The organism is Rhodococcus sp. SMB37 (genome assembly GCF_004345605.1).
Lineage (GTDB): Bacteria > Actinomycetota > Actinomycetes > Mycobacteriales > Mycobacteriaceae > Rhodococcus.
Map to the genome: position 1 here is coordinate 196,938 of NZ_SLVY01000009.1, position 20,398 is coordinate 217,335.

At 64.7% G+C, this 20,398-nt stretch carries 39 protein-coding genes and 1 tRNA gene; 6 read left to right on the forward strand and 34 right to left on the reverse strand.

Features of this window, described 5'->3' with window-relative positions:
- Positions 1 to 2: 2 nt before the first annotated feature.
- The 8 genes from EV641_RS16385 to EV641_RS16420 form a co-directional block, all read right to left on the reverse strand.
- Positions 3 to 311, reverse strand: a complete 309-nt coding sequence (locus EV641_RS16385; protein WP_132473076.1) for a hypothetical protein — start codon at positions 309 to 311, stop codon at positions 3 to 5.
- Entirely contained in the window at positions 298 to 561 is a 264-nt protein-coding gene (locus EV641_RS16390) for a hypothetical protein (protein ID WP_132473078.1), read from the reverse strand. Before EV641_RS16390 ends, EV641_RS16385 begins: the two co-directional genes overlap by 14 nt.
- On the reverse strand, positions 558 to 1,040 hold the full coding sequence (locus EV641_RS16395) for a hypothetical protein (RefSeq protein WP_132473080.1): 483 nt from the start codon (positions 1,038 to 1,040) through the stop codon (positions 558 to 560). The genes EV641_RS16390 and EV641_RS16395 overlap by 4 nt, the downstream gene beginning before the upstream one ends.
- A 32-nt stretch (positions 1,041 to 1,072) precedes the next feature.
- Positions 1,073 to 1,444 carry a hypothetical protein gene (locus tag EV641_RS16400; RefSeq protein ID WP_132473082.1) on the reverse strand — a complete coding sequence of 124 codons (372 nt, stop codon included), beginning with the start codon at positions 1,442 to 1,444 and terminating at the stop codon, positions 1,073 to 1,075.
- Positions 1,441 to 1,626: a hypothetical protein gene (locus tag EV641_RS16405; RefSeq protein WP_132473084.1), complete on the reverse strand. Its 186-nt coding sequence runs from the start codon at positions 1,624 to 1,626 to the stop codon at positions 1,441 to 1,443. Before EV641_RS16405 ends, EV641_RS16400 begins: the two co-directional genes overlap by 4 nt.
- Positions 1,619 to 1,810, reverse strand: a complete 192-nt coding sequence (locus EV641_RS16410) for a hypothetical protein (RefSeq protein WP_132473086.1) — start codon at positions 1,808 to 1,810, stop codon at positions 1,619 to 1,621. The genes EV641_RS16405 and EV641_RS16410 overlap by 8 nt, the downstream gene beginning before the upstream one ends.
- Positions 1,807 to 2,304: a hypothetical protein gene (locus EV641_RS16415; RefSeq protein ID WP_241997282.1), complete on the reverse strand. Its 498-nt coding sequence runs from the start codon at positions 2,302 to 2,304 to the stop codon at positions 1,807 to 1,809. Before EV641_RS16415 ends, EV641_RS16410 begins: the two co-directional genes overlap by 4 nt.
- Positions 2,305 to 2,387: 83 nt before the next feature.
- Complete coding sequence (locus EV641_RS16420; RefSeq protein WP_132473088.1) at positions 2,388 to 2,840, reverse strand: hypothetical protein; 453 nt, start codon at positions 2,838 to 2,840, stop codon at positions 2,388 to 2,390.
- Between the two features lie 129 nt (positions 2,841 to 2,969).
- Between EV641_RS16420 and EV641_RS16425 the strand changes: the two genes are divergently transcribed.
- Entirely contained in the window at positions 2,970 to 3,302 is a 333-nt protein-coding gene (locus EV641_RS16425) for a hypothetical protein (RefSeq protein WP_132473090.1), read from the forward strand.
- Between the two features lie 62 nt (positions 3,303 to 3,364).
- Here EV641_RS16425 and EV641_RS16430 read toward each other — a convergent pair whose 3' ends face one another.
- The 23 genes from EV641_RS16430 to EV641_RS16525 all read right to left on the reverse strand — a co-directional run bounded on the left by EV641_RS16430 (position 3,365) and on the right by EV641_RS16525 (position 12,183).
- Entirely contained in the window at positions 3,365 to 3,559 is a 195-nt protein-coding gene (locus tag EV641_RS16430; RefSeq protein ID WP_132473092.1) for a hypothetical protein, read from the reverse strand.
- Positions 3,556 to 4,422 (reverse strand): phage antirepressor KilAC domain-containing protein, encoded by an 867-nt coding sequence (locus tag EV641_RS16435; protein ID WP_132473094.1) that lies wholly within the window; start codon positions 4,420 to 4,422, stop codon positions 3,556 to 3,558. Before EV641_RS16435 ends, EV641_RS16430 begins: the two co-directional genes overlap by 4 nt.
- A 99-nt stretch (positions 4,423 to 4,521) precedes the next feature.
- A complete protein-coding gene (locus tag EV641_RS16440; protein ID WP_132473096.1) occupies positions 4,522 to 5,283 on the reverse strand; it encodes a hypothetical protein in 762 nt (253 codons plus the stop codon).
- Between the two features lie 151 nt (positions 5,284 to 5,434).
- Complete coding sequence (locus tag EV641_RS16445) at positions 5,435 to 5,668, reverse strand: hypothetical protein (protein WP_132473098.1); 234 nt, start codon at positions 5,666 to 5,668, stop codon at positions 5,435 to 5,437.
- Entirely contained in the window at positions 5,665 to 5,835 is a 171-nt protein-coding gene (locus EV641_RS29265) for a hypothetical protein (RefSeq protein ID WP_158289183.1), read from the reverse strand. The genes EV641_RS16445 and EV641_RS29265 overlap by 4 nt, the downstream gene beginning before the upstream one ends.
- Positions 5,832 to 6,008, reverse strand: a complete 177-nt coding sequence (locus EV641_RS29270; RefSeq protein WP_158289184.1) for a hypothetical protein — start codon at positions 6,006 to 6,008, stop codon at positions 5,832 to 5,834. Before EV641_RS29270 ends, EV641_RS29265 begins: the two co-directional genes overlap by 4 nt.
- 252 nt (positions 6,009 to 6,260) lie before the next feature.
- A complete protein-coding gene (locus tag EV641_RS16455; protein WP_132473102.1) occupies positions 6,261 to 6,473 on the reverse strand; it encodes a hypothetical protein in 213 nt (70 codons plus the stop codon).
- Positions 6,470 to 6,850, reverse strand: coding sequence for a hypothetical protein (locus EV641_RS16460; RefSeq protein WP_132473104.1), 381 nt, complete (start codon positions 6,848 to 6,850; stop codon positions 6,470 to 6,472). The genes EV641_RS16455 and EV641_RS16460 overlap by 4 nt, the downstream gene beginning before the upstream one ends.
- A complete protein-coding gene (locus EV641_RS16465; protein ID WP_132473106.1) occupies positions 6,847 to 7,218 on the reverse strand; it encodes a hypothetical protein in 372 nt (123 codons plus the stop codon). Before EV641_RS16465 ends, EV641_RS16460 begins: the two co-directional genes overlap by 4 nt.
- The gene (locus tag EV641_RS30185) at positions 7,215 to 7,337 is read right to left on the reverse strand and encodes a hypothetical protein (RefSeq protein WP_277874508.1); all 123 of its coding nucleotides are present in this window, start codon (positions 7,335 to 7,337) and stop codon (positions 7,215 to 7,217) included. Before EV641_RS30185 ends, EV641_RS16465 begins: the two co-directional genes overlap by 4 nt.
- Positions 7,334 to 7,558, reverse strand: a complete 225-nt coding sequence (locus tag EV641_RS16470) for a hypothetical protein (protein WP_132473108.1) — start codon at positions 7,556 to 7,558, stop codon at positions 7,334 to 7,336. Before EV641_RS16470 ends, EV641_RS30185 begins: the two co-directional genes overlap by 4 nt.
- Complete coding sequence (locus EV641_RS16475; RefSeq protein WP_132473110.1) at positions 7,555 to 7,947, reverse strand: hypothetical protein; 393 nt, start codon at positions 7,945 to 7,947, stop codon at positions 7,555 to 7,557. The genes EV641_RS16470 and EV641_RS16475 overlap by 4 nt, the downstream gene beginning before the upstream one ends.
- On the reverse strand, positions 7,944 to 8,255 hold the full coding sequence (locus EV641_RS16480) for a hypothetical protein (RefSeq protein WP_132473112.1): 312 nt from the start codon (positions 8,253 to 8,255) through the stop codon (positions 7,944 to 7,946). The genes EV641_RS16475 and EV641_RS16480 overlap by 4 nt, the downstream gene beginning before the upstream one ends.
- On the reverse strand, positions 8,252 to 8,485 hold the full coding sequence (locus EV641_RS16485) for a hypothetical protein (protein ID WP_132473114.1): 234 nt from the start codon (positions 8,483 to 8,485) through the stop codon (positions 8,252 to 8,254). The genes EV641_RS16480 and EV641_RS16485 overlap by 4 nt, the downstream gene beginning before the upstream one ends.
- A gap of 100 nt (positions 8,486 to 8,585) precedes the next feature.
- The gene (locus EV641_RS16490; RefSeq protein ID WP_132473116.1) at positions 8,586 to 9,524 is read right to left on the reverse strand and encodes an ATP-binding protein; all 939 of its coding nucleotides are present in this window, start codon (positions 9,522 to 9,524) and stop codon (positions 8,586 to 8,588) included.
- Positions 9,524 to 10,033 carry a hypothetical protein gene (locus EV641_RS16495; protein ID WP_132473118.1) on the reverse strand — a complete coding sequence of 170 codons (510 nt, stop codon included), beginning with the start codon at positions 10,031 to 10,033 and terminating at the stop codon, positions 9,524 to 9,526. Before EV641_RS16495 ends, EV641_RS16490 begins: the two co-directional genes overlap by 1 nt.
- Positions 10,030 to 10,161 (reverse strand): hypothetical protein, encoded by a 132-nt coding sequence (locus tag EV641_RS30190; RefSeq protein ID WP_277874509.1) that lies wholly within the window; start codon positions 10,159 to 10,161, stop codon positions 10,030 to 10,032. The genes EV641_RS16495 and EV641_RS30190 overlap by 4 nt, the downstream gene beginning before the upstream one ends.
- 106 nt (positions 10,162 to 10,267) lie before the next feature.
- Positions 10,268 to 10,777 (reverse strand): DUF732 domain-containing protein, encoded by a 510-nt coding sequence (locus tag EV641_RS16500; RefSeq protein WP_132473120.1) that lies wholly within the window; start codon positions 10,775 to 10,777, stop codon positions 10,268 to 10,270.
- Positions 10,774 to 10,971: a hypothetical protein gene (locus tag EV641_RS16505; protein ID WP_132473122.1), complete on the reverse strand. Its 198-nt coding sequence runs from the start codon at positions 10,969 to 10,971 to the stop codon at positions 10,774 to 10,776. The genes EV641_RS16500 and EV641_RS16505 overlap by 4 nt, the downstream gene beginning before the upstream one ends.
- A complete protein-coding gene (locus EV641_RS16510; protein ID WP_132473124.1) occupies positions 10,968 to 11,219 on the reverse strand; it encodes a hypothetical protein in 252 nt (83 codons plus the stop codon). Before EV641_RS16510 ends, EV641_RS16505 begins: the two co-directional genes overlap by 4 nt.
- A 1-nt stretch (position 11,220) precedes the next feature.
- Positions 11,221 to 11,508: a hypothetical protein gene (locus EV641_RS16515; protein ID WP_132473126.1), complete on the reverse strand. Its 288-nt coding sequence runs from the start codon at positions 11,506 to 11,508 to the stop codon at positions 11,221 to 11,223.
- Between the two features lie 83 nt (positions 11,509 to 11,591).
- Positions 11,592 to 11,843, reverse strand: a complete 252-nt coding sequence (locus EV641_RS16520; protein ID WP_132473128.1) for a hypothetical protein — start codon at positions 11,841 to 11,843, stop codon at positions 11,592 to 11,594.
- Positions 11,844 to 11,871: 28 nt separating this feature from the next.
- Positions 11,872 to 12,183: a helix-turn-helix transcriptional regulator gene (locus tag EV641_RS16525; RefSeq protein WP_241997283.1), complete on the reverse strand. Its 312-nt coding sequence runs from the start codon at positions 12,181 to 12,183 to the stop codon at positions 11,872 to 11,874.
- A gap of 172 nt (positions 12,184 to 12,355) precedes the next feature.
- On the opposite strand from EV641_RS16525, the gene EV641_RS16530 reads away from it, so the two are divergent.
- From EV641_RS16530 to EV641_RS16540, 3 genes are all read left to right on the forward strand, one after another.
- A complete protein-coding gene (locus EV641_RS16530) occupies positions 12,356 to 12,916 on the forward strand; it encodes a hypothetical protein (protein WP_132473130.1) in 561 nt (186 codons plus the stop codon).
- 62 nt (positions 12,917 to 12,978) lie between these two features.
- Positions 12,979 to 13,419 (forward strand): hypothetical protein, encoded by a 441-nt coding sequence (locus EV641_RS16535; protein WP_132473132.1) that lies wholly within the window; start codon positions 12,979 to 12,981, stop codon positions 13,417 to 13,419.
- Between the two features lie 72 nt (positions 13,420 to 13,491).
- A complete protein-coding gene (locus EV641_RS16540; RefSeq protein WP_132473134.1) occupies positions 13,492 to 14,616 on the forward strand; it encodes a site-specific integrase in 1,125 nt (374 codons plus the stop codon).
- A gap of 91 nt (positions 14,617 to 14,707) precedes the next feature.
- Here the strand turns inward: EV641_RS16540 and EV641_RS16545 are convergent.
- From EV641_RS16545 to EV641_RS16555, 3 genes are all read right to left on the reverse strand, one after another.
- A tRNA-Val gene (locus EV641_RS16545) sits at positions 14,708 to 14,779 on the reverse strand.
- 34 nt (positions 14,780 to 14,813) lie between these two features.
- Positions 14,814 to 15,278 (reverse strand): peroxiredoxin, encoded by a 465-nt coding sequence (locus EV641_RS16550; RefSeq protein ID WP_054715167.1) that lies wholly within the window; start codon positions 15,276 to 15,278, stop codon positions 14,814 to 14,816.
- Between the two features lie 36 nt (positions 15,279 to 15,314).
- Positions 15,315 to 15,737: a DUF3052 domain-containing protein gene (locus EV641_RS16555; RefSeq protein WP_054715169.1), complete on the reverse strand. Its 423-nt coding sequence runs from the start codon at positions 15,735 to 15,737 to the stop codon at positions 15,315 to 15,317.
- 356 nt (positions 15,738 to 16,093) lie between these two features.
- Here EV641_RS16555 and aceE point away from each other — a divergent pair, with 356 nt between their 5' ends.
- A complete protein-coding gene (aceE, locus tag EV641_RS16560) occupies positions 16,094 to 18,964 on the forward strand; it encodes a pyruvate dehydrogenase (acetyl-transferring), homodimeric type (protein ID WP_132473136.1) in 2,871 nt (956 codons plus the stop codon).
- A gap of 100 nt (positions 18,965 to 19,064) precedes the next feature.
- Positions 19,065 to 20,348 carry a helix-turn-helix domain-containing protein gene (locus EV641_RS16565; RefSeq protein WP_132473171.1) on the forward strand — a complete coding sequence of 428 codons (1,284 nt, stop codon included), beginning with the start codon at positions 19,065 to 19,067 and terminating at the stop codon, positions 20,346 to 20,348.
- Positions 20,349 to 20,398: the final 50 nt, after the last annotated feature.

The window sequence follows — 20,398 nt, forward strand, 5'->3', positions numbered from 1 at the left end:
GGTTACGGGCCGATCGTGATGTGCACACCCAGGACGGCGGCCACGCCGTCGATCAGCTTTCGGAGTCGGGTGTTTTCGGCGCGGAGCTCGTCGATCTCCCGCACAGTCGCAGCGATCCCCGTCTCCAACCGCTCGACGTGACTGCGATCGTCGCCGATAGAGGTCCACGTGATTGGGGGCAGGTCGCCTGAGATGTGGATGCCGGGGTGGCCGGTGGGGCGTTGGCAGTAGACCAGTGTGCCTTCGACTGGGGCTATCCAGCCGCATGGTTCGGCCTGGGGTGTGGTGCGGGGTTCTTCACCGAGATACATCCTGACCGCCTCCCTCATTGAGCCGCTGACGCACAACATCAAGCTGGTTCACCGGGTACTCCTCAAGGGCGTCTCTCGACACATAACGGATAGGGACGGTGCACCCGGTCGGGTCTTCTCCCCCTGCGGAGTACTGGAACTCGGGGGTGGGGGTGACGAGCTCGTTCCGCTCGTATCCGTTCTTGTCCATCCACGCCTGGCCGAACCGTTCGACAGCTCGGTCGTACAGCCATGTCGGAAGGATGGTCATGCGTTCTGCCTCTCCGCTTTGCGGGCCTGCTTCGCCAACTGGTCGATCAGCTTGTCCCGCTGCTGCTTGTACCGTTCCGCGGTCATGCGCAGGTTCTCGAGTTCGTAGGCGTGCGCACGGTTCTTCGTCTTCTCCTTCGACACGGTGGTCTCCACCTCCACGGCGATGGTTTGCGCGTAGTGGGAGACTGCGGTCATCGGATGGGCCCGGATCTGTTTGATCAACCGGAGTGAGCATCGGAGCATGGTGGCGGTGTCTTCGGCTGTTACTCCGCGGGCGGTGAGTCCGGCGACGACCCAGGATCTGTCTTCGGCGGTGAGGTTGCGGATGTGGAGTTGGCCGGCTTGTGCGGCGGTGATGAGGTGATCATCGGGTTGCCAGTTGGTGGTGTGGGTGTCGCGGCGTGGAGATGGGATGCGTCGGGGGGTGCTGCGGTCGCGGTGGTCGTTGGTGTCGAACAGGGTGAGTTCCTGCGACATGGATGTCCTCCCCTTCCTGCGATACCAGGCACTCACAGGTCCTCCCCGTCCTGCGGGTGCCGGTGAAAGCCGTCCTCGAGGATCGCCTCCACAATGTCCGTGATCGTCGAACCCACCACGAACCCGTGCGAGATCAGCGACCGCAGGGTTTCCCGGTCGCGGTCGCGCATCTCCCGGAACATGTGGATGTCGACGAGGGAGTCCACGACCGACGGGAGCGCGAGGAGGTACTTGCGGTGTTCGGGGGTGGGGCGTAGCCAGCCGCGGTTGGTGTTCCATACGGACAGTTCGGTGCAGTTCAGGCAGACGGCGACGGCTCCGTCGGACGGCTTCTCGTCAGCGGTCGTCGCGCCGGGTGGTGCGAATTCGAAGTGGCAGGAGGGGCAGGCCATGTCGAGGGTCACGTGAAGTACGTCCTCTCCGGCTTGTAGTGGGATTTCATGTGGAGGCCGGCGGCGGTCTCCTGATCGGCTTGGGACACCTTCAGGACTTTGTCCGGTGACCCGTCGAACCATTCGGTGATGAGCTGCCAGTCGCAACCCTCCATCGGGCAGGTCTTGTATGCCTTGACGCGCTTCTCAGCCATCTGTGTCCTCCTCGGGGTCGAGTTCGCAGACTCGGAATCGGTCACGGCGGCCCATCTTGCGGGCTTCCTCGACCAGCAGGGCACGCATCTGGCGTGCTTCTTCCTGGTCCCAGTACGGGCCGTGGAGGGTGTCGGGTAGTCCACCTCCCTGTCCGGTCTCGGCGACGCACCACCAGCCATTCATCTCACCCATCCATCGGTGTCGTCGCCCTGGTCCCCCTCGGGCCTGGCTTCGGCTTCTGCTTCCGCGTCGAGGATCTCCGCCATCAGCTGAACGGCGGTCGCAGCGAAGTCCTCCGTACCGGTGACGTTCACGCGGGTGGGGGCATCCAGGCCGAGGAGCTTGGAGCGGCGATCGGAGATCTTCGCCAACGCCGAGACGGCCGGCGGCACGGCCTCGAACTTCCCCATCGACACCAACACCTCCAATGCCCCGAACTGGATGCGGTGGGCTTCGTCCAGGCGGTCTGCTTCGATCGCCCGGTACTCCTCCACCGACTCGAACTCCGTCCGATCCAACAACCGCTTCGCCGCGTTGTAGGCCGACGCCCGATCCGCATACCCGAGCTCTTCAGCGATCTGCGGCCACGTCTTCCCATCCCGACGCAACTCGAGTGCCTGGCGTCCACGCTCCGCCGCGTCCAGGTTGTCGGGGTCCATCGGTGACCGGGATCCCATGGGGGCCTCCTGTTGTTGTGTGGTGGGTTGTCTGTGGGTGTGGGTCCGGCCCCGTGCGCGGTGGATACGCACGGGGCCGGTGTTCATGGGGTGGGGTCGAGTTTTCGGAGGCGGTCGTAGCAGGGTCTGCATTGTCCGCGTCCGCCGTGGGGTACGCCGTTGGGGTTCTTGGCTCCTCGGGCGTGCATTCGGGTTTGGCAGACGACGCAGTGCGTTGGTGGTGCTTGTCGGGCAGACATGGTGCGTCCGGTGAGTTGGCGGCCTTCGCGTTGGGCTTTCCAGCAGGTCATGCAGAGGTTGCCGGTTGCTTTGCTGACGGTGTCGGGGTAGTCGGCTTTGCGGGTGTGTGCGGGCCGGAAGGGTCGGTGGCAGTTGTGGCAGCCGTTTTCGGCGCGGAGTGGTGCGAGGAGTTGGTAGAGGTGGGGGTCGCGTTGTAGTGGGCTGCGGGTGTGTGTGCGTGCCCAGGCGTCGAGTTCGGCGCTGTCGGCGTCGGTCCAGTCGGTGGTGTGTTGGTGGTTGTCGAAGGTGGCGGTCACTGGTCACCACCCACGATCTCGGTCCAGAGGGTTATCAGCGGAGGTCGCGGAGGCAGCCTGAGCGACCTCCGCGACCTGCCTGTCTCCTACGCTGTGTGCGCCAACACCATCAGCAGAAGGAGAAGTTTCATGGGACAGCTCGTTTACGGGGTCGGAGACAGCCGACAGACCTTTGTCATGGACAACGAGACGCTCCTCCACGTCCAGGCAGCGATGCAGCTGCGTTTCAGAAAGGACGGGGCTGGGTTCAGTATTGGAATTGCGCACGAGGAGGCTGGGCCGACGGCGTGGACTTTCATCTGGGTTCATCCGTCTATCCCGATCGCGTTCAAGTACGACAATGTCGATCCGCTTGAGTTGGACCTCGAGAAGGCCAAGGAGTTTGCTGAACACGCGGCTCAGCCGTTTGGTCTCGCTTTCCCTGCCGAGAACCGTCCGCGGCTCGTGAGGGGCGACGAGTAGTTTTTCGAGTTCCTCGCGCATGATGGCTCGGATGTCGTCGTGCGTGATGATCTCGGGGGCGCTCATGGCTGCACCTCCGCGAGCTTCTCCTCGATGGCCTGGGCGATCCCGAGTGCGCCGGCGTCGGCTGTGCGCTCGAACTCCTCGCGCATGATCTTCGCGATGTATGCGGCGGGCTCGTAGTCGGTGTAGATGCGAACGCCCGGATCGAAGTTCGGGTAGTCGACGGTGACGACGAGATCGTCGATGCGATTCATGCTGCACCACCGTCGATCGTGAGCTGGCTGGACAACCCGCACTTCGAGGCGAGGTGCAACGCGAACGCCTGACGCACGTACAACGTCTGCCGCACCTGACCGTTGTGGTGCCGCGGCGCGTTGTGCTGGGGGCGGAGGTCGAACCAGTCGAGGTGCTTGGCGTAGGCGCGGTACTCGTACTCGGTGACCTTGCGCTTCTGCCGATTCGACCAGCGTTCGCCGATCACCGTCTTGTAGCAGACCTTCCGGTCGACGAGCAGCGCGTACGCCGTGGGCTCACTGATGCCGAACTGTGCGCCCCACGCCTTGACGGTGGCGGCGTCGTCGTTGGCGACGTATCGGTCGTGGTAGGCGATGGCGGGGGCTGCGGATTCGAGTGCGGCTGCGATGACCGCCTTCTCCTCCTCGGCTTCAAGGACCATGCGGGCTAGATCGGCGCGGGTGAGGAGCTCGGCGCGGGAGCGACCAATGTCGGCCGGCCTCTCGGCGTCGAGGAGGTAGTCCCGGACTTCGCGTGCCCGCTGCGAGTCGCGGAGGAGCATCCCGACGCGGAGTACGGCCCGGCGCGGGAAGAGCGCGATCGACCGGGCACGGGGGTCGAGATTTGAGAGGTCACCGAATGACCTCTCAAAATCCGTCCGAGAGACGACGCGGTAACCGTCGTCGTCGATCTCCTCGCGATTGAGCTTGACCACGGACCGAACCGTGTCGATCGGGACTTCGTAGTACGTGGCGACCATGTCAGTCGTGACGTGCATGTCGTCCGGGAGTGTGGCGAGGGTGCCGACCTTGTCGAGCACATCCACTCGGGTGGTGAGGGAATCCCGTTGTGCGCGGGCCTCCGGTAAAGTCAGATCCAACATCGAGCTTCCTCTCGGTGTTCACGCCCCGGCTCGTTACAGCGAGCGCGGGGTTTCAATTTGGGCACTGTGACAATTGGAGCTAACGCAACTTTACACCTTCTAGGCGGATTTTTTCTCGGCGTTGGCCTGCTCGACGAGAGCCCGCAAGCTCGGGCGGCCGACCGGCAGCGGAACGTGCGTGCACGGCGCCCGATCCAAGTACCCGTCCTCGTCGCACAGCGAGCACTCCGCGATCGCCCGACGTCGATCCTCAGCCCGCCGGTGGGCCTCCTCCGAACGAGCCTGGGCCGCGGAGGCAGCCTGCCGGGAATCCCACGCCTTGCGGGCAATCCGGGCCTCCCCGCAAGCGCGGCAGTTCGGCGGGTCCGGGTCGTTGATGTGCTTCGAACATTTCGAGGAGGGCTCTTCGCTCGCGCCCACGTTGCTTACGTGAGCTACCTCCTCTACGTAACCTTCTTGTTGTTGTAACTGTCTATGTGGTGACGCGACATCGCGCGACACACTGCGCGACTGTCGCGCGACATCCTCCTCCTTCTCACGCTTCCTCCGGATGCGCTCACGGTCCGCTTTACGCTTCTTGACCTGGCGTTCCAGTGGCTCGTTCCACTTGAACCAGGCGGGGAAGTCATACCCCAAACCGTCGCACGATTCCGTCATAATTCCGTTCCGAATCAGCTCATCAACTCGTCGCGAAAGCGCCCGCAAACCGAGCTTCTTCAGAGCGCTTTTGGCGATGTATCCGGAGTCCTCGTTGTCGGCGATGTAGGCCAGTGCGCGGGTGAGAAGGGTCTGCGCCGACTCGCTGACGCCTTGGTCGTCGAGGTCGAGGTAGTACTTCGACGACAGCGCGAACCACTCCATCAGGCGATCCTCCTTTCGTTTCCGATCCATTCCAGCGGGACGTAACGCCCACTCATCGGGCACTGATTCGATGCCGTGTCCCGATGTTTGGGGACTCGCCCGGTGTCTTCGGAGACCAGTACTGATCGTCGACACACCGGACAGCCAGTGATCACGACATTTCCTTCATTGCAGATCTGCGCATGGCGCACTCGGTCTCGACCTCCCGCAGTCGCTCGATCTCAGCTCGCGCCTGCTCGAGCTCGTCGGCCACGGTCGGGAAGTGCTCGAGCACGAAGTGGTTGCGTGCCCACACGTCCTCGGTGCGGTATCCGTATTCGGTGGCATTGCGGTTGATCTGCGCTGTGAGTTGGCGGTATTCGGCGGCCAAGTCGCGGTCGGTCATGATTCACCTCCGGTCTTGAACAGGATGTCGACGAGCTCGAGGTAGTGCGGATCGTCCTGGCACGCGAGGCAGCCTCGTGGGGCGAATCCGTTGATCTGGTGCCCGTGGGTGAATACGTAGCTCAGCCGGTAGTGCTTCGCGAGGAGGCTGTGCAGATGGTTGCTCATTGTTCGCCTCCGATGATGCGTTCGAGTGCGGCAGCGGTGTTGTCGTACGGCAGGGCGTCGTACGGGCGTCCGATGCGGACCTGCTGCGACCCCAGGTCTCGGAGTTCCTGCGCGTAGTCGCGGATTTGGTCGAGACGCTGTTGTGCGTCGGCGAGATCACGCGGCGGAGTCATGAGGGGACCTCTTTCCAGTCGCGGCAGCTCAACGTCCAGCTACTCTCGCGTTGCTCGACAGGCTCACCTTTGTGCGAGATCCGCTTAGCGAGAACGAGACGGTCACCTAGTGCGGTGATCTCGATGACCGTCACCCCGTAGCCTTCGTCGCCAGCAAGTCGTGTTCCAGGGCGCCATCCGCGTGCTCGGCAGGCATCGGCGTCGTTATCCCAAGGCCGCGTGGTGGTTGTGCGATCTGCAGATGTGGTCGGATCAACGCTCATCGGAAGACTCCTTCGGGTACTTGAATGCGGCGTACGCGCGGTGGAACTTGACGGACGCTTCCTCGCGTCGCTTCTCAATCGGTCGTGTCTCCCATGCGGGGGCACCGAAGGAACGTGCGGATTCGAGCTGCGCATCCAGTTCCTTGCATGTCTCCATGGCGCGGCGGGCGGCCTGGAATGCGGCGTGGCGAGCGGCGCTCACTGCTCGACCTCCCGCCACGGGCCAGTGGTGACCTCACGGGACCTGACGGAGACGTTCGGGCGATGCTTCGCGAACTGTCGCGCCCGCTCCTCCGCCCCGGCGGGGTGACCGATCGGTGAGGTGACCCCATCGACGTGGTCGTGGATGGCCCATTCGGTGTGGGTGTCGGTGTCCGCGCCGACCTTCCGCCAACCCGCAGCGAGAACCGCGTCAGCACGACGTAACCACCACTGGCAGTCCTCGTAGTCGGAAGCCGGATACTCGTCGTCGCTGCGGTCCTCCGCAGGCGTGGTCTCCCACTCATCCACCCGTTCGAAGCATCCGTCGTAGTCGTCACAGATCGCGAGTGTGCGGGCGAGTTCGTCGCGGGCGTTCATCGGTCCACGTCCGGCGTCCACAGGACCAGCGCGGGCAGGAATCGCGCCGTGTCATGCAAGGCGAATCGGATCGGCTGCCCGTCGTCGTCGTACTGCAGGACGTACAGCCACGGATCACGTACCTCGCACACAGCTGCACGTCCCTCTTCGAGGACGACGATGGTGCCAGCGGGCAGCGTCCCGAGCTCGTCGACGGTGGTGATGGTGCGCGGCTTCCGCCAACCAGCAGCGAGGATCGCGGCGGCGAGATGTTCGTCCCGATCGTCACCCGAATATCCGCACGCGAGGCGGCAGCCCTGGTCGTAGTCTCGGTCCGACATGTGACTGTCGAGGAGGTTGGCGAGTTCGTTGCGGTCGGTGGTGCTCATGCGTCGCTCCCGAGGTGTGTGAGTGCTTGGCCGGCCATGTCGGTGAGCATCGCGGCGGCGGTGAGCCAACCAGCGGCACAGAACACGACCACACCGAGGACACGGAACGTGGGCTTCATGGCCGCGGCTCCGCTTGGTCGAGTGCGAACTGGGCCAGACGCTCACCGATCACCCGACGCAACGCCTCGTCGGTCGCCGTCCAGCGATCCATCTCCATCCGCAGATGGTCGATGTGGACGAGGTAGTCGGCCGGATCGGTGGGTCGTTTCTCCTGGTGCTCCTGCCAGCTTCGGATGAGGCTCGCGGTGTCTTCTCCGTACGTGACGGCGTACTCGGTCACTGGGGTTCTCCGATGGTGATGGTCAGCCAGAGCGAGCCTTCGAGGCCCTTCTCGGCCGGATGGATAGCTGGCACAAGCTCGGTCACGTACGGGGGGCAGTCGTCAGGCACCAGCCCGTAATCGACCAGGCCATCGAGAATCGCCTTCTGGGTAGGCATCAGATTCGATGGGTCCCGCCGGCGGTTCGTCTTCGGCCGATAGTGGAGTTGCACCGTGATGCGCAGGAAGATGCAGGGCGGAAGCTTCGCAGCTTTCGCGAGGGTGTGAGCGTCGGATCGCATCATCCTGGTGAGCTTCGACTTCGGCCCCCAGTGCATCCGGCTGTTAGCAGTCAGCGGCGGCTTCTCGTAGGGCAGGTCGAGCCTGTATGTGTCCACAGAGGCAGTCATCGCCGCACCGTCCGTGCCGCCCGGGCCGCGGCCAACAGGGCTGCTCCCCACTCTTCCGCCTGAGCCGGGCTCAACATGTCGTCGTGAACCCACACCCACCCACCCGACGCCAAGGCGAGAGGATGGGTATCGATCGAGTCCCACGAGATCCCCTGGTCGTCCTCGTACGACGACAGCGGCAGCTCCACCACGGCGTGCTTCTCGAGGAGCGCGTAGGCCACTCCCGTCGCCGTCGGGGATACAAACTCCGGAGAGCTCGGCATCAACGCTTCAGCGACCAACGCGGCCACCTGCTCGACCGTCTTCATGCCACATCCTCGAGGCCGTGACCGGTCGTCTCCACCAGGTACGCCTCGACGTCCTTGCGATGCCAGAACAACTGCGAGTGCGCCGCCGTGCCGAACTGGAACGTCTTCCGGAAGATCGGGTGCGCGTTCTCATCCCGCCGGTACTTCTTGATGGTTTCGCGGGTGCAGTTGATTGCCTTCGCGAACTGCTGGATGGTCATGTGGTTGGGGTTCAAGGCTTTCTCAGCCACGGTGTTCTCCAATCGTGTTGGTGGGGTGCCGGGGGTGGTGTGGTGCGCACATCTGGTGCGCCGGATCAGGACTCCGTCGACACACCACCACCCGGCAGGTTCAGCGGTTGATGTCCTCGTACTCACTCGGAATTCGGGGCTCGCTGGGGACCGCGGTGAGCTTCGCCGCGGCCTGAGAGCCCAAGTGCTTGATCAGGTCACCGAGCACGCCCGGTTTCCCGTCACCGTCGGTCGTCGGCGAACCGAGCATCCGGTGCTTCTTCACCTCGTCGTACAGCTCGAGGAGTCCCGGCTTATCTCCCGTGAGATCCAGGGCCCGCTTGCGGTACTCCGCCGCCGTCGGCACCTGCACACCGTCAGACAGCCACTCGTCGATCTGGTGCGCGAGATCCTCACCAGGGAGCGGGATCACCGCGTTGTTCAGCGTGTGGATACGGGACTTCGTGACGCGCATCGTGTTCTGCACATCCAAGTCGCCTATCAAGTCGAACTCGTACTCGATTCCGTCACGCTGGATCGGCTTCAAGCCGACCTTCTGCGGCGCCTTCTTCCCCTTGTCGTTCTCGACGATGACGTACTCCGTCTTCGTGCGGAGCGTGACGATCACGTGCCCGGGGTAGGAGATGATCGCGTCGATCATCTTGCGTTCCTCGGGCCGCATGTCCTTCCAGCCCGTCGCGAACTTGTTGGCACTGGACTTCCTGTCGACCTGCTCGAGCATCCCGTCCGCGCCCTCCCAGTAATGCGAGAGAGAGTCGATGACGACGACGCCGTACCCACCGCCGGCAGCCATGCCGAGGAGCTCCACGAGCGACCGTGGGCTGTACGAGTCAGGCTGCACTGTGTCGAACTGCCAGCCGTTGAGTCCCACGTACTTCGATGCGGATCCTCGCTCGGTATCGATCACAGCGACGCGGTCCGACAGTGCGGTTGCCATGGCGAGAGCCGTGTAGGTCTTGCCGGAGCCGGACGGGCCGACGAGCGCGATCCGGGCCTTGGATGCTTCCTTCGTTGCGGGGGCGAAGCTGAGCGCTGCCATTACTTCTCACCACCCTCGAGCGCGAGGACCTGCGAGAGATCCAGCTCGCCACGAGCAGCCATGCCACGCACCAACTCGACGACGTTCTTCGCCGGCGTGAACCGCGGCGCCGGATCACGCACCGGCGGAACCGTCACCGAGACACCCGGCAGATCGAAGTAGTCCTCCGACCCGGCGGCCTTGTGCGCCTCGAGGACGTACGCCTCGAACGACTTGCGGCCCTGATCGGTCAGGACGACGCGCTCCTCGATGACCTCGGGCCCGAACGTCTCGACCAGCCACGGGAACATCTGCGCCGCGTCGGTGATGACGATCGCGGGAGTCGGCTTCGACGGCTTCGGCACGGTCGCGTAACCGAGCTCCTCCCCCGCCGCCGTGTACGCGTAGTTGGTGCCGCGGGTGACCTGCGATGCCAGCGCAGCCTTCTCGCGGGCCTCAGCCTCGGCCAGCAGTTTCTTCGCCGCGGCGATCGTGGCGAGGTTGCGGACTGTGGTTTCGATGTCGGTCACAGTGAGTCCTCTCGGTCGGAGTCGAGCAGAAGCTCGAGGTGGGATTCGGCGTCGTCGTCGGGCCAGAAGATGTCGCAGTGCGGCTCATGCCAGTACGAGATGCGGGCACAGGTGCAATCGCGGCTCACGACGTCACCGCCAGCAACAGCGCGACCGCCCCGACCAACGCGGCCCACAGCAGGAGCGAGATCGGCAGGCCGAACACCAAACCACGGACCGCACTACCGGGGGCACTCACTTCGAGCCGCCGAACTCGTCGAGGAAGTCCTCGACCGTGCTCACATGCTCGGAGCACAGTGCGTACACCGTCGCACCGAGGAACGTGCCCGCGTCATACCCCGAGTAGCCCTCACCGGTGATCACCGAGATCACCTGCCCGACACCCGCACCACGGTCCAACGCGTCGCACGTCGCGTGACCGGTGTCGATCACCAGCTCCTCGTCGCCGCCGTAGTTGAAGTCCTGCATGTCGAGGAGGGTGATGAACCGATCCTCGTCGGCTGCGGTCGCGGTCGGCGGCGTGTAGGTCGGGGTGCGGTAGTCCGCGGCGACGGCCGGAACGGTGGTGGTGTTGGCCGCGGGGATAGCGCGTCCCTCCACCTCGGTGTCGGTGTTGCAGGCCGCGACGACCGAACCGCCGACGATCACAGGCAGTGCGAGGGCCAGGAAACGCTTCTTGGAGATAGCCATGAGGAGGTAGTCCTTTGCGTAGTAACGAGCGATGGAAAGTCGGGTGGGGGTCATGCGGCCTTGGCTCGGTTGGGGCAGCCGGTGCAGACGCCGTCGGCCCAGCCGCAGCAGAAGACACCGCGCTCCTCGACCTCGCGTGCGCCGCAGAACGACTCGTGCTGAGGCCACGGCGAGACGGAACCGCTGCAGGTGCACGGCTGGCCCTCGTGGTTCTTCGGCGGGGTGAGGATGTCGATGGAGATGGTCACGACGTCACCACCGCGAGATATCCGACGGTCCCGAACGCGGCGCCCATCGTGAGCCCCCACACCCACACTGCGAGTCCGATACGCATCGGCTTCGGCGGGATGTCGTCTTCCTCGGTGTCGTCGACGATCTCCAGCTCTCCGCGGTCCACCGTGAACATCTGCGTGAACGTCTCGTGCACGACCGGCGCAGGTTCGATGCCGGCGGCTTCGAGCTCGTGCTCGGTCAGGGGGCGGGTGAGGATCGACATGTCAGACCGCCTTCGCTGTGGTCTCGAACGACGGGGCTGCGGCGACGAATGCGTCATGCAGGCGCTCGAGGCACTCACGCAACGTCGCGCCACGGGCGTACATCAGGTGGCTCGACGGGCTGTGGAAGACGTGCGGGCCGCAGAACTCCACGGTCACGGCGAGGTGTGCCAGCCAGCCGCCGAACTCGTGCGACGGCGTGAGCGATGGGGTGGTTTCCGGGCAGGTGTAGAACTCGCAGAGTCCCTCGAGTGCGACGAGGAGCTCGTCGCTGTTAAGCTGTTGACGCATCTTCGTTCCTTCCAGGTTGTTGATGTCCGGCCGTCCCGCCACACACGGGGCGGCCATTTTCTTTGCCTGCATCCCCACGCCCGTCACCGCGACGACTTCCGGGCAGGTCGCTTGCCGCTGCGCCACGCGATGGCGTCGGAGGGCAGGATCATCCAGCGGCACTTGCGTTTCCCGTTCGGTCCGTCCGCCTGGTACGCGGGCAGATCGCCGCGCTGGCATGCCTTGAGGACGGTGTTGTACGACGGGGATGTGTGGGTGCCGGGGCCTTGCCAGCCGAGCATCCGGGCGATCTCGTCGACGGACTGCGGGATCTCACGGGTGAGAGTCGAGGTCACGTCCAGCTCCTTCCAGGTTCTCGGTGGATCACGCAGAGACCAGCTGCGGTGTGGCGTTAACTGTATTTGTCACTGAAGGCATGACAACAGCCTCATGGGCGGTGAAGAGCTCCTCCCAGTCGCGACCCAGTCGGCCCGCAAGCGCAACGGCCAGGTCTTCGGTGATGTTGATCAGCTTGGCGTTCTCGATCTGCCAGATGGTCGCCTGCGAACGGCGCACCAGGATTGCGAGCTCTCGTTGTGTGTAGTGATTCTGCTTGCGCAGACGTCGCATCTGGGCCGGGTCTTTGACCTTCATCCAGACTTCCCTTCGGATCTTCGGCGGTCGTACGCGTCCCATTGTGCCCTCCACTTTTCGCTTTGACAACTGCAGTTAACGCCACACAGCGTCTAGTTGTCAAGCTGAAAAGCGGGATCTGTCCTCGGTGCCTGCAATGATGTGTTTTGCACTTGTCGCGAATGTTTCGCGCAACGCTGGTACCAGTAGATGACCGAAGGGGATCGTTGCGGCCGTGAATGAAACAAGATCGATAGCTGAGCTGCTCGACCTCGCAGTCGAGCGACACGGCACAGACAGCGGCCGAGAACTCGAGCGCATAGCCCAGGCTGGTGGACACAAGATCGTGCACACCACGATCAACGCGATCCGGGCCGGCACCTACAAGTCCACCCCGTCCGAGCGCACCCTCAAAGCGATCGCGTATCTGGCGGATGTGAAGAACCAAGTCGCATTCGAAGCGGCTGGCAGGAAGCCACTGGACCGACCTTTCGTCAACGACCTTCCGCCCGGGGTGGACGATCTCTCCCCCAAAGAGCGCAGGGTGGCTGTCGAGATGCTCCGACTGCTCGTCTCTCAACGGCATGAGCTGGACGGGATCGGCAAGGCCCCAGACTCGACGGATGAGAAACCAGGCCTGAGCCTTGTCCCCGACCCTGCCGACACCCTTGCTGCACGCAAAGGCCGGACACAGGCGGACATCGAAGACGAAGAGCTCGACCGCTGGGACGGAATCGACACACCCGCATGGGACGACGACGATGTCGATCCGCCGGGGCCGGACGAGGGTGTGTAGCAAACTGCTACATCGGGTCATTTCGGGTGCAGGCGGGTCGAACTAGTGTTCTAATTCTCGCCATGACCCCGAACCGGAAATGGCACCCCTGGAGGCATCTGCGCGAACACTTCCCGCACATCGATGTCCACTACGTCAACCTCAAACCACTCGGCATCAAAGGCCGCACCACCCACCGAGGAATCGAACTCCACCACAAATCCCACCAACGAGACCGACGCTCCACCCTCACCCACGAAGTCAGCCACCTCGAACGCGGCCCCGTCCCCGACCACCCCTTCTACGCCCAACGCGAGGAGCAGGTCGTCGAAGAACTCACCGCCCGCCGCATGATCCGGCTACCCGAGCTCGTCGACGCGGTCCTCTGGTGCCAGGGCCGCACCGACGACGAAGCCGCCGAAGAACTCTGGGTCGACCACGATGTCCTGCTGACCCGCATCGCGACCCTCACCCCCGGCGAACGCAAGTGGGTGGAACGACAGATCGCACGCCGCTGCAACTGAACACACCACCTGGAAGGAACACGCAAAAACTATGCGCGACTATGCGTACCGACACCCACCCCTGGCGGCCTGATGGCCACCGTCAAGTCGTACTCCACGAAAAAAGGCATCCGCTACAAGGTCCGGTACATGAAGCCGGACGGCAGCCAAGGCGCGAAATCCGGGTTCACCACCTCCGAAGCCGCCCGCGACTGGGCCTCCCGAATCGAAGTCCGCAAAGCCGACGGCGAATACGTCGACCCCCGCGACGGACGCACCCTCGTCTCCGAACTCGCACCCGCATGGCTCGCCGCCAAGAAGTCCCGACTCAAACCATCCGCCTACGTCGGCCTGGACTCCGCATGGCGCACCCACGTCGAACCGCGATGGGGAGACATGCCGATCGCCACCATCGAGATCAGCGACATCGAAGAGTGGATCGCCGACATGCTCACCGAGGTCCGCGACACCGACGACCCCGAGGTGATCGTCAAGAAGCCCTCCTCGGCCACCACCGTGATCCGAGCCCACTCGGTCATCGCCGGCATCCTCGACCGCGCTGTCCGTGACCGCAAACTCGTGGTGAACAAGGCCCGGAAGGTGGAGAACCTGCCACGCAAACGACCGAAGCGGAAGATCTACCTCACCCACGAGCAGGTCGCCGCGATGGCCGACGCCGCGGGTGACAAGTCCACACTCGTGCTCACGCTCGCATACTGCGGACTGCGCTGGGGTGAAGCGATCGGACTGCGCGTAGCCGACCTCGAGCTGCTCCGCCGCCGCATCACCGTCTCCCGCAATGCTGTGGAGGTCGGCGCCCAAGTGCTGGTAGGTACCACGAAGTCATCCAAGGGCCGATCCATCCCCATCCCCCGGTTCCTCGTCGAAGACCTCGCGCAACTCTGCGAGGGCAAGGACCGGCACGATCTGGTGTTCCCCGGCACGGACGGCGAGTTCATGCGCCGGCCCCGGCAACGCTCGTGGTTCCGCACCGCCGCCAAGGCCACGGGGATACCCGAACTGACCCCGCATGATCTGCGCCACACGGCGGCGTCGTTGGCGGTGTCGTCGGGGGCGCACGTGAAGGCGGTCCAGAGGATGCTGGGGCACGCCTCGGCCGCGATGACTCTCGATGTCTACGCCGATCTTTTCGATGGCGATCTCGACCTCGTGGCGGATGCTTTGGACCGCGCGCGCAGGAGTGCGTTGTCGGCGTGACTGTCTGAAAACTGTCCGACCCAGTTTTTCGGTGTCGGCTGCTAGGTATGAAAATGGCCCCTCACCTGCACTGGCAGGAAAGGGGCCTCGGTGGGCGCGGAGGGTTTCGAACCCCCGACCGCTGGTGTGTAAAACCAGAGCTCTACCACTGAGCTACACGCCCGAAAAATCGGCAACCGGAGGCTGCCGATTTCACCTCAGGACTTTAGCGCGGCGAGCGCCCGGACCCAAGCCTGCTGGTCACGGGGCTCTCCGGGCCCGTTCTCCTCCGCGAACTGCACGACGCCGGCCTTGTCGATCACAAACGTTCCGCGGTTCGCGAAGCCGAGCTTGTCGTTGAACACGCCGTAGGCCTGAGCCACCTCACCGTGCGGCCAGAAATCCGACAACAGCGGGAAGGTGTAACCCTGCTCTGCAGACCAGATCTTGTGGGTCGGGGACGCGCCCACCGAGACGGCGAGGATCGCGGTGTCGTCGTTCTCGAAGGTCGGCAGGTCGTCGCGCACGGCACACAACTCGCCCTGGCACACGCCCGTGAACGCGAGCGGGTAGAACACCAGCAGGACGTTCTTGGCGCCGCGGAAGCTCGACAGTGTGACTTCCTGGTTGTTCTGGTCCTTCAGGGTGAAATCAGGCGCTTCGGCGCCCACGTCGATCGCCATCGGTAATGGTGTCCTTCATTCGGAGGAAGTGGCGGCTCAGCGTCGGGGACGGCCGGCCTTCGGCTGCACCAGTCGGCTGCCGATCCAGTCGCCGAGGTTGGTCGCCGACGTCTGGGTCAGGCCTGCGGTGGTCGCCGATTCGGCGATCTCACTGGGCTCGACGTGGTCGGGGCGACCGGTCTTGGGGGTCAGCACCCACACGACACCGTCCTCGGCGAGGGGGCTCACGACATCCATCAAGGTGTCCACGAGATCACCGTCGCTCTCCCGCCACCACAACAGCACGGTGTCGACGACCTCGTCGGAGTCCTCGTCGAGCAACTCTGTGCCGGTGACCTCCTCGATCGCAGCACGCAACTCGTCGTCGGTGTCCTCGTCCCAGCCGAGTTCTTGCACCACGTGGTCGTGCTTGATACCGAGCTTCGAAACGTAGTTCTTGGCATCCGCCGCGGCGACCACGGTGGTTCCTCCTCAAGTTTGTGGCCGCGGAGGGTTCCGCGCACCGGTGTGACGTGCGATTGATCAAAGCGAACATGGTCGGGCGCCTGAGCGCAACCCGAAACGCTGGGATTCCCAGGAGAATCTTCCGGATTTCCCAGAGAATCCTCGTGATCGACGCTACGCGCACCCCCCGAAGGGGGTCCACTCGGCCGCGGTCCGGGCCCGAACTGCCGGACCGCGTCGTGCTCGATCCTGCCCGATGGGGGAAGATGAGGGGTGCATCATGTTCAGATGTCGATGAGTTGGCCCCCACAAGGGCCGGCCTACGGAGTGGGCGCTACACCTGCGCGCCCCACCACGATGAGGAGCTGACGTTGACAGACCTGATCCACGGACCCGACTCCCGAGCGAACGCCGCCACACCCGGCGTTTCGGGTACGGGCCCCTCGACCGACACCCCAGCCCCCGCGACGGGCAACCGGGTTCGGGTCATCCGCGAGGGCGTGGCTTCATACCTGCCGGACATCGATCCGGCGGAAACCTCCGAATGGCTCGAGTCCTTCGACGGAATGCTCGAAGCTGCCGGACCTTCCCGAGCCCGCTACCTGATGTTGCGCATGCTCGAGCGCGCCGGCGAGCGCCACGTGTCGATTCCGGCATTGACCTCGACCGACTACGTCAACACCATTCCCACCGAGAGCGAACCATGGTTCCCCGGTGACGAAGAGGTCGAGCGCCGCTTCCGCGCCTATATCCGCTGGAACGCCGCGATCATGGTGACCCGCGCACAGCGCCCCGGCATCGGCGTCGGTGGCCACATCTCCACCTACGCCTCGTCCGCCGCCCTGTACGAAGTCGGTTTCAACCACTTCTTCCGCGGCAAGGACCACCCCGGTGGTGGCGACCAGGTCTTCATCCAGGGACACGCCTCGCCCGGTATCTACGCGCGCGCCTTCCTCGAAGGCCGAATCCCCGCCGAGCAGCTCGACGGTTTCCGTCAGGAGCACAGCCACCTGGCCAAGGGCGGAGCCCTGCCTTCGTACCCCCACCCCCGACTACTCCCCGACTTCTGGGAGTTTCCGACGGTGTCGATGGGCCTCGGCCCGATGAACGCCATCTACCAGGCACGTTTCAACCATTATCTGGAAGATCGCGGCATCAAGGACACCTCGCAGCAACATGTGTGGGCCTTCCTCGGCGACGGCGAGATGGACGAACCCGAATCGCGCGGCCTCGCACATGTCGCCGCGACCGAGGGCCTCGACAACCTCACGTTCGTCGTCAACTGCAACCTGCAGCGTCTCGACGGCCCGGTTCGCGGTAACGGCAAGATCATCCAGGAACTGGAGTCGTTCTTCCGCGGCGCCGGCTGGAACGTCATCAAGGTCGTGTGGGGACGCGAGTGGGATTCGCTGCTGCACGCCGACAAGGACGGCGCGCTCGTCAACCTGATGAACGTCACCCCGGACGGCGACTACCAGACCTACAAGGCCAACGACGGCGCATTCGTCCGCGAGCACTTCTTCGGGCGCGACCCGCGCACCAAGGAACTGGTCAAGCACCTCAGTGACCAGCAGATCTGGAATCTCAAGCGCGGTGGGCACGATTACCGCAAGATCCACGCCGCGTACAAGGCCGCGATGGAGCACAAGGGCCAGCCGACGGTCATCCTCGCCCACACCATCAAGGGCTACACGCTCGGTAAGCACTTCGAGGGCCGCAACGCGACCCACCAGATGAAGAAGCTCACCCTCGAAGATCTCAAGTACTTCCGCGACGTCCAGCGCATTCCGATCTCCGACGCGGAGCTCGAGAAGGACCCGAAGGCGCCGCCGTACTACCACCCCGGCTTCGACGCACCCGAGATCCAGTACATGCTCGAGCGTCGCCGGAATCTCGGCGGGTTCCTCCCCGAGCGCCGCACGAAGGCGGCGCCGCTGAAGCTGCCCGAGGAGAAGACGTACGACGCGGTCCGCAAGGGCTCGGGCAAGCAGGAGGTCGCCACCACGATGGCGGTCGTGCGCGTGCTCAAGGAGCTGCTCCGCGACAAGGAGATCGGCAAGCGCATCGTGCCGATCATCCCGGACGAGGCCCGCACGTTCGGTATGGACTCGTGGTTCCCGTCGCTGAAGATCTACAACCGCAACGGCCAGCTGTACACCTCGGTGGACGCAGAACTCATGCTCGCCTACAAGGAGAGCGAGATCGGTCAGATCCTGCACGAGGGAATCAACGAGGCCGGTTCGACGGCGTCGTTCACCGCTGTCGGTACTTCGTACGCGACCCACGGCGAACCGATGATCCCGGTGTACATCTTCTACTCGATGTTCGGCTTCCAGCGCACCGGCGACGGCCTGTGGGCCGCGGCCGATCAGATGGCGCGCGGTTTCGTGCTCGGCGCCACCGCCGGACGCACCACCCTGACCGGTGAAGGCCTGCAGCACGCCGACGGACACTCGCTGCTTCTCGCCTCCACCAACCCTGCGGCCGTGACCTACGACCCGGCGTTCTCGTACGAGATCGCCCACATCGTGCGCGACGGTCTGCGTCGCATGTACGGCGGCACGAAGGCCGCGGACGGGACGCTCGAGCCGGGCTTCGGCGGGGAGAACATCTTCTACTACATCACCATCTACAACGAGCCGTACACACAGCCGGCAGAGCCCGAGAACCTCGATATCGACGGCCTGCTCAAGGGCATCTACCTCTACCAGCGCGGTGCAGCGTCGGGCCCGAAGGCGCAGATCCTCACCTCGGGCGTGATCATGCCCGAGGCGCTGCGCGCCCAGCAGATGCTCGCCGACGAGTGGGGTGTCTCGGCAGACGTGTGGTCGGTGACCTCGTGGGGTGAGCTCCGCCGTGAAGGTGTCGAGTGCGACCGTCAGGCCCTGCTCAACCCCGGCCAGGATCCCGCAGTCCCGTACGTGCAGCGAGTGCTCAACGACGCGGCGGGCCCGTTCGTGGCAGTGTCCGACTGGATGCGTGCGGTGCCCGACCAGATCCGCCAGTGGGTGCCGGGCGACTACACCGTGCTCGGGGCCGACGGGTTCGGGTTCTCCGATACCCGACCTGCAGCGCGTCGTGTGTTCAACATCGACGCAGAGTCGACGGTCGTCGCTGTATTGGCAGCGCTCGGCCGTGAGGGTGCGATCGACCCGGCTCGCGCGGTCGAGGCGGCCGCGAAGTACCGGATCGACGATGTCACGGCCGCTGCCGCGCCGACCTCGGATCCGGGCGTCGCCTGACCTTCACGTGTGTGCGCTCATCTCGAGCATCGGTGAACCTACCCGGGCCCCGTCCGGGTAGGTTCTTCGCATGGTCGACGAGCCGGAACCGCGCCGGGTGATGCGCGCACCGCGTGCTCCCGCGGGACGCCCGATACCCCCGCAACGCCCGGAACACGCACCATTGCCCGATGCTCTGTTGCGGCGCGTCAAGCAGTTCTCGGGGCGCATGTCCACCGAGGCCGTCCACGTCATGCAGGAGCAGTTGCCGTTCTTCGCGGACCTCGATGCGTCGCAGCGTTCGAACGTTCAGCTGATCATCCAGACCTCGGTGGTCGATTTCCTCGAATGGGTACGCAATCCCGACAGCGACATCACCTTCAGCCTCGAGGCCTTCCAGGCGATTCCGCAGGATCTGGCACGCAGGCTCACCTTCCGTCAGACCGTCGACATGGTCCGCGCGGCGATGGAGTTCTTCGAACAGTGGCTGCCTGCCTTGGCCCGCAACGAGGAACAGCTGATCGCGCTGACCGAGGCGATCCTCCGGTACGGCCGTGAACTGGGTTTCGCGGCCGCGTCGGTGTACGCGAGCGCTGCGGAGTCGCGGGGCGCCTGGGACACCCGACTCGAGGCGCTGGTGGTCGACGCCGTCGTCCGGGGCGACACGGGGTCCGACATGCAGTCCCGTGCCGCGACCCTCAACTGGGATGCGACCGCCCCGGCCACCGTGCTCATCGGCTCTCCCCCGCCCGAGGAGGGCGTGTCCGCAGTGACGACAGTGCACACGATCGCCCGCGCACACGGTCGCGCAGCACTGGCGGTCGTACAGGGCGAACATCTCGTGATGGTGGTCAGCGGGGAGCTCCACGGCAGCCCCGACGCCGTCGCATTCCGGGACGAGCTCATGTACAGCTTCTCGAACGATCCCGTCGTCATCGGCCCGACCACTCCGACGCTCGCGTCGGCACACGCGTCGGCGGTCGAGGCGATGGCGGGAATGGAGGCCGTCGTCGGCTGGCCGGGCGCACCCCGTCCAGTGCACGCGACCGAACTGCTACCCGAACGTGCGCTGCTGGGCGACCCGGGAGCGATCACCGCGCTCGAAGACGACGTCGTGGCCCCGCTCGCCGCCGCCGGTTCGGCCCTCTCCGACACATTGGACGCATACCTCGACAGTGGCGGTGCTGTCGAGTCCTGCTCCCGAAAGCTGTTTGTTCATCCAAATACCGTCCGGTACAGGTTGAGGCGAATCACCGAAGTAACGGGTCGGGACCCGACAAATCCGCGTGATGCGTACGTGCTCCGAATCGCAGCAACCGTGGGTCGTCTGGCACAAAGTCATAACGAACTGAGATCCCCCACACCACCAGTCACTCGATTCACAATTCGCGAACAGGACACGTAACGGTTACGGGCGAGCGTCCGATGGAGAACGCCGACGTGGGAATTTGTAGG

What these genes read in the sequence shown, in the direction of transcription:
- EV641_RS16425 (WP_132473090.1), top strand. Translation starts at nt 2,970, where the DNA reads ATGGGACAGCTCGTTTACGGGGTCGGAGACAGCCGACAGACCTTTGTC.
- EV641_RS16540 (WP_132473134.1), top strand. Translation starts at nt 13,492, where the DNA reads ATGGCCACCGTCAAGTCGTACTCCACGAAAAAAGGCATCCGCTACAAG.
- EV641_RS16430 (WP_132473092.1), bottom strand. Translation starts at nt 3,559, where the DNA reads ATGAATCGCATCGACGATCTCGTCGTCACCGTCGACTACCCGAACTTC.
- EV641_RS16490 (WP_132473116.1), bottom strand. Translation starts at nt 9,524, where the DNA reads ATGGCAGCGCTCAGCTTCGCCCCCGCAACGAAGGAAGCATCCAAGGCC.
- EV641_RS16475 (WP_132473110.1), bottom strand. Translation starts at nt 7,947, where the DNA reads ATGACTGCCTCTGTGGACACATACAGGCTCGACCTGCCCTACGAGAAG.
- EV641_RS16440 (WP_132473096.1), bottom strand. Translation starts at nt 5,283, where the DNA reads ATGGAGTGGTTCGCGCTGTCGTCGAAGTACTACCTCGACCTCGACGAC.
- EV641_RS16510 (WP_132473124.1), bottom strand. Translation starts at nt 11,219, where the DNA reads ATGTCGATCCTCACCCGCCCCCTGACCGAGCACGAGCTCGAAGCCGCC.
- EV641_RS16515 (WP_132473126.1), bottom strand. Translation starts at nt 11,508, where the DNA reads ATGCGTCAACAGCTTAACAGCGACGAGCTCCTCGTCGCACTCGAGGGA.
- EV641_RS16435 (WP_132473094.1), bottom strand. Translation starts at nt 4,422, where the DNA reads ATGTTGGATCTGACTTTACCGGAGGCCCGCGCACAACGGGATTCCCTC.
- EV641_RS30185 (WP_277874508.1), bottom strand. Translation starts at nt 7,337, where the DNA reads ATGAAGCCCACGTTCCGTGTCCTCGGTGTGGTCGTGTTCTGTGCCGCT.
- EV641_RS16500 (WP_132473120.1), bottom strand. Translation starts at nt 10,777, where the DNA reads ATGACCCCCACCCGACTTTCCATCGCTCGTTACTACGCAAAGGACTAC.
- EV641_RS16535 (WP_132473132.1), top strand. Translation starts at nt 12,979, where the DNA reads ATGACCCCGAACCGGAAATGGCACCCCTGGAGGCATCTGCGCGAACAC.
- EV641_RS16565 (WP_132473171.1), top strand. Translation starts at nt 19,065, where the DNA reads ATGCGCGCACCGCGTGCTCCCGCGGGACGCCCGATACCCCCGCAACGC.
- EV641_RS16445 (WP_132473098.1), bottom strand. Translation starts at nt 5,668, where the DNA reads ATGACCGACCGCGACTTGGCCGCCGAATACCGCCAACTCACAGCGCAG.
- EV641_RS16395 (WP_132473080.1), bottom strand. Translation starts at nt 1,040, where the DNA reads ATGTCGCAGGAACTCACCCTGTTCGACACCAACGACCACCGCGACCGC.
- EV641_RS16480 (WP_132473112.1), bottom strand. Translation starts at nt 8,255, where the DNA reads ATGAAGACGGTCGAGCAGGTGGCCGCGTTGGTCGCTGAAGCGTTGATG.
- EV641_RS16405 (WP_132473084.1), bottom strand. Translation starts at nt 1,626, where the DNA reads ATGGCTGAGAAGCGCGTCAAGGCATACAAGACCTGCCCGATGGAGGGT.
- EV641_RS29265 (WP_158289183.1), bottom strand. Translation starts at nt 5,835, where the DNA reads ATGAGCAACCATCTGCACAGCCTCCTCGCGAAGCACTACCGGCTGAGC.
- EV641_RS16410 (WP_132473086.1), bottom strand. Translation starts at nt 1,810, where the DNA reads ATGAATGGCTGGTGGTGCGTCGCCGAGACCGGACAGGGAGGTGGACTA.
- EV641_RS16385 (WP_132473076.1), bottom strand. Translation starts at nt 311, where the DNA reads ATGTATCTCGGTGAAGAACCCCGCACCACACCCCAGGCCGAACCATGC.
- EV641_RS29270 (WP_158289184.1), bottom strand. Translation starts at nt 6,008, where the DNA reads ATGACTCCGCCGCGTGATCTCGCCGACGCACAACAGCGTCTCGACCAA.
- EV641_RS16550 (WP_054715167.1), bottom strand. Translation starts at nt 15,278, where the DNA reads ATGGCGATCGACGTGGGCGCCGAAGCGCCTGATTTCACCCTGAAGGAC.
- EV641_RS16525 (WP_241997283.1), bottom strand. Translation starts at nt 12,183, where the DNA reads ATGGGACGCGTACGACCGCCGAAGATCCGAAGGGAAGTCTGGATGAAG.
- EV641_RS16415 (WP_241997282.1), bottom strand. Translation starts at nt 2,304, where the DNA reads ATGGGATCCCGGTCACCGATGGACCCCGACAACCTGGACGCGGCGGAG.
- EV641_RS16465 (WP_132473106.1), bottom strand. Translation starts at nt 7,218, where the DNA reads ATGAGCACCACCGACCGCAACGAACTCGCCAACCTCCTCGACAGTCAC.
- EV641_RS16390 (WP_132473078.1), bottom strand. Translation starts at nt 561, where the DNA reads ATGACCATCCTTCCGACATGGCTGTACGACCGAGCTGTCGAACGGTTC.
- EV641_RS16460 (WP_132473104.1), bottom strand. Translation starts at nt 6,850, where the DNA reads ATGAACGCCCGCGACGAACTCGCCCGCACACTCGCGATCTGTGACGAC.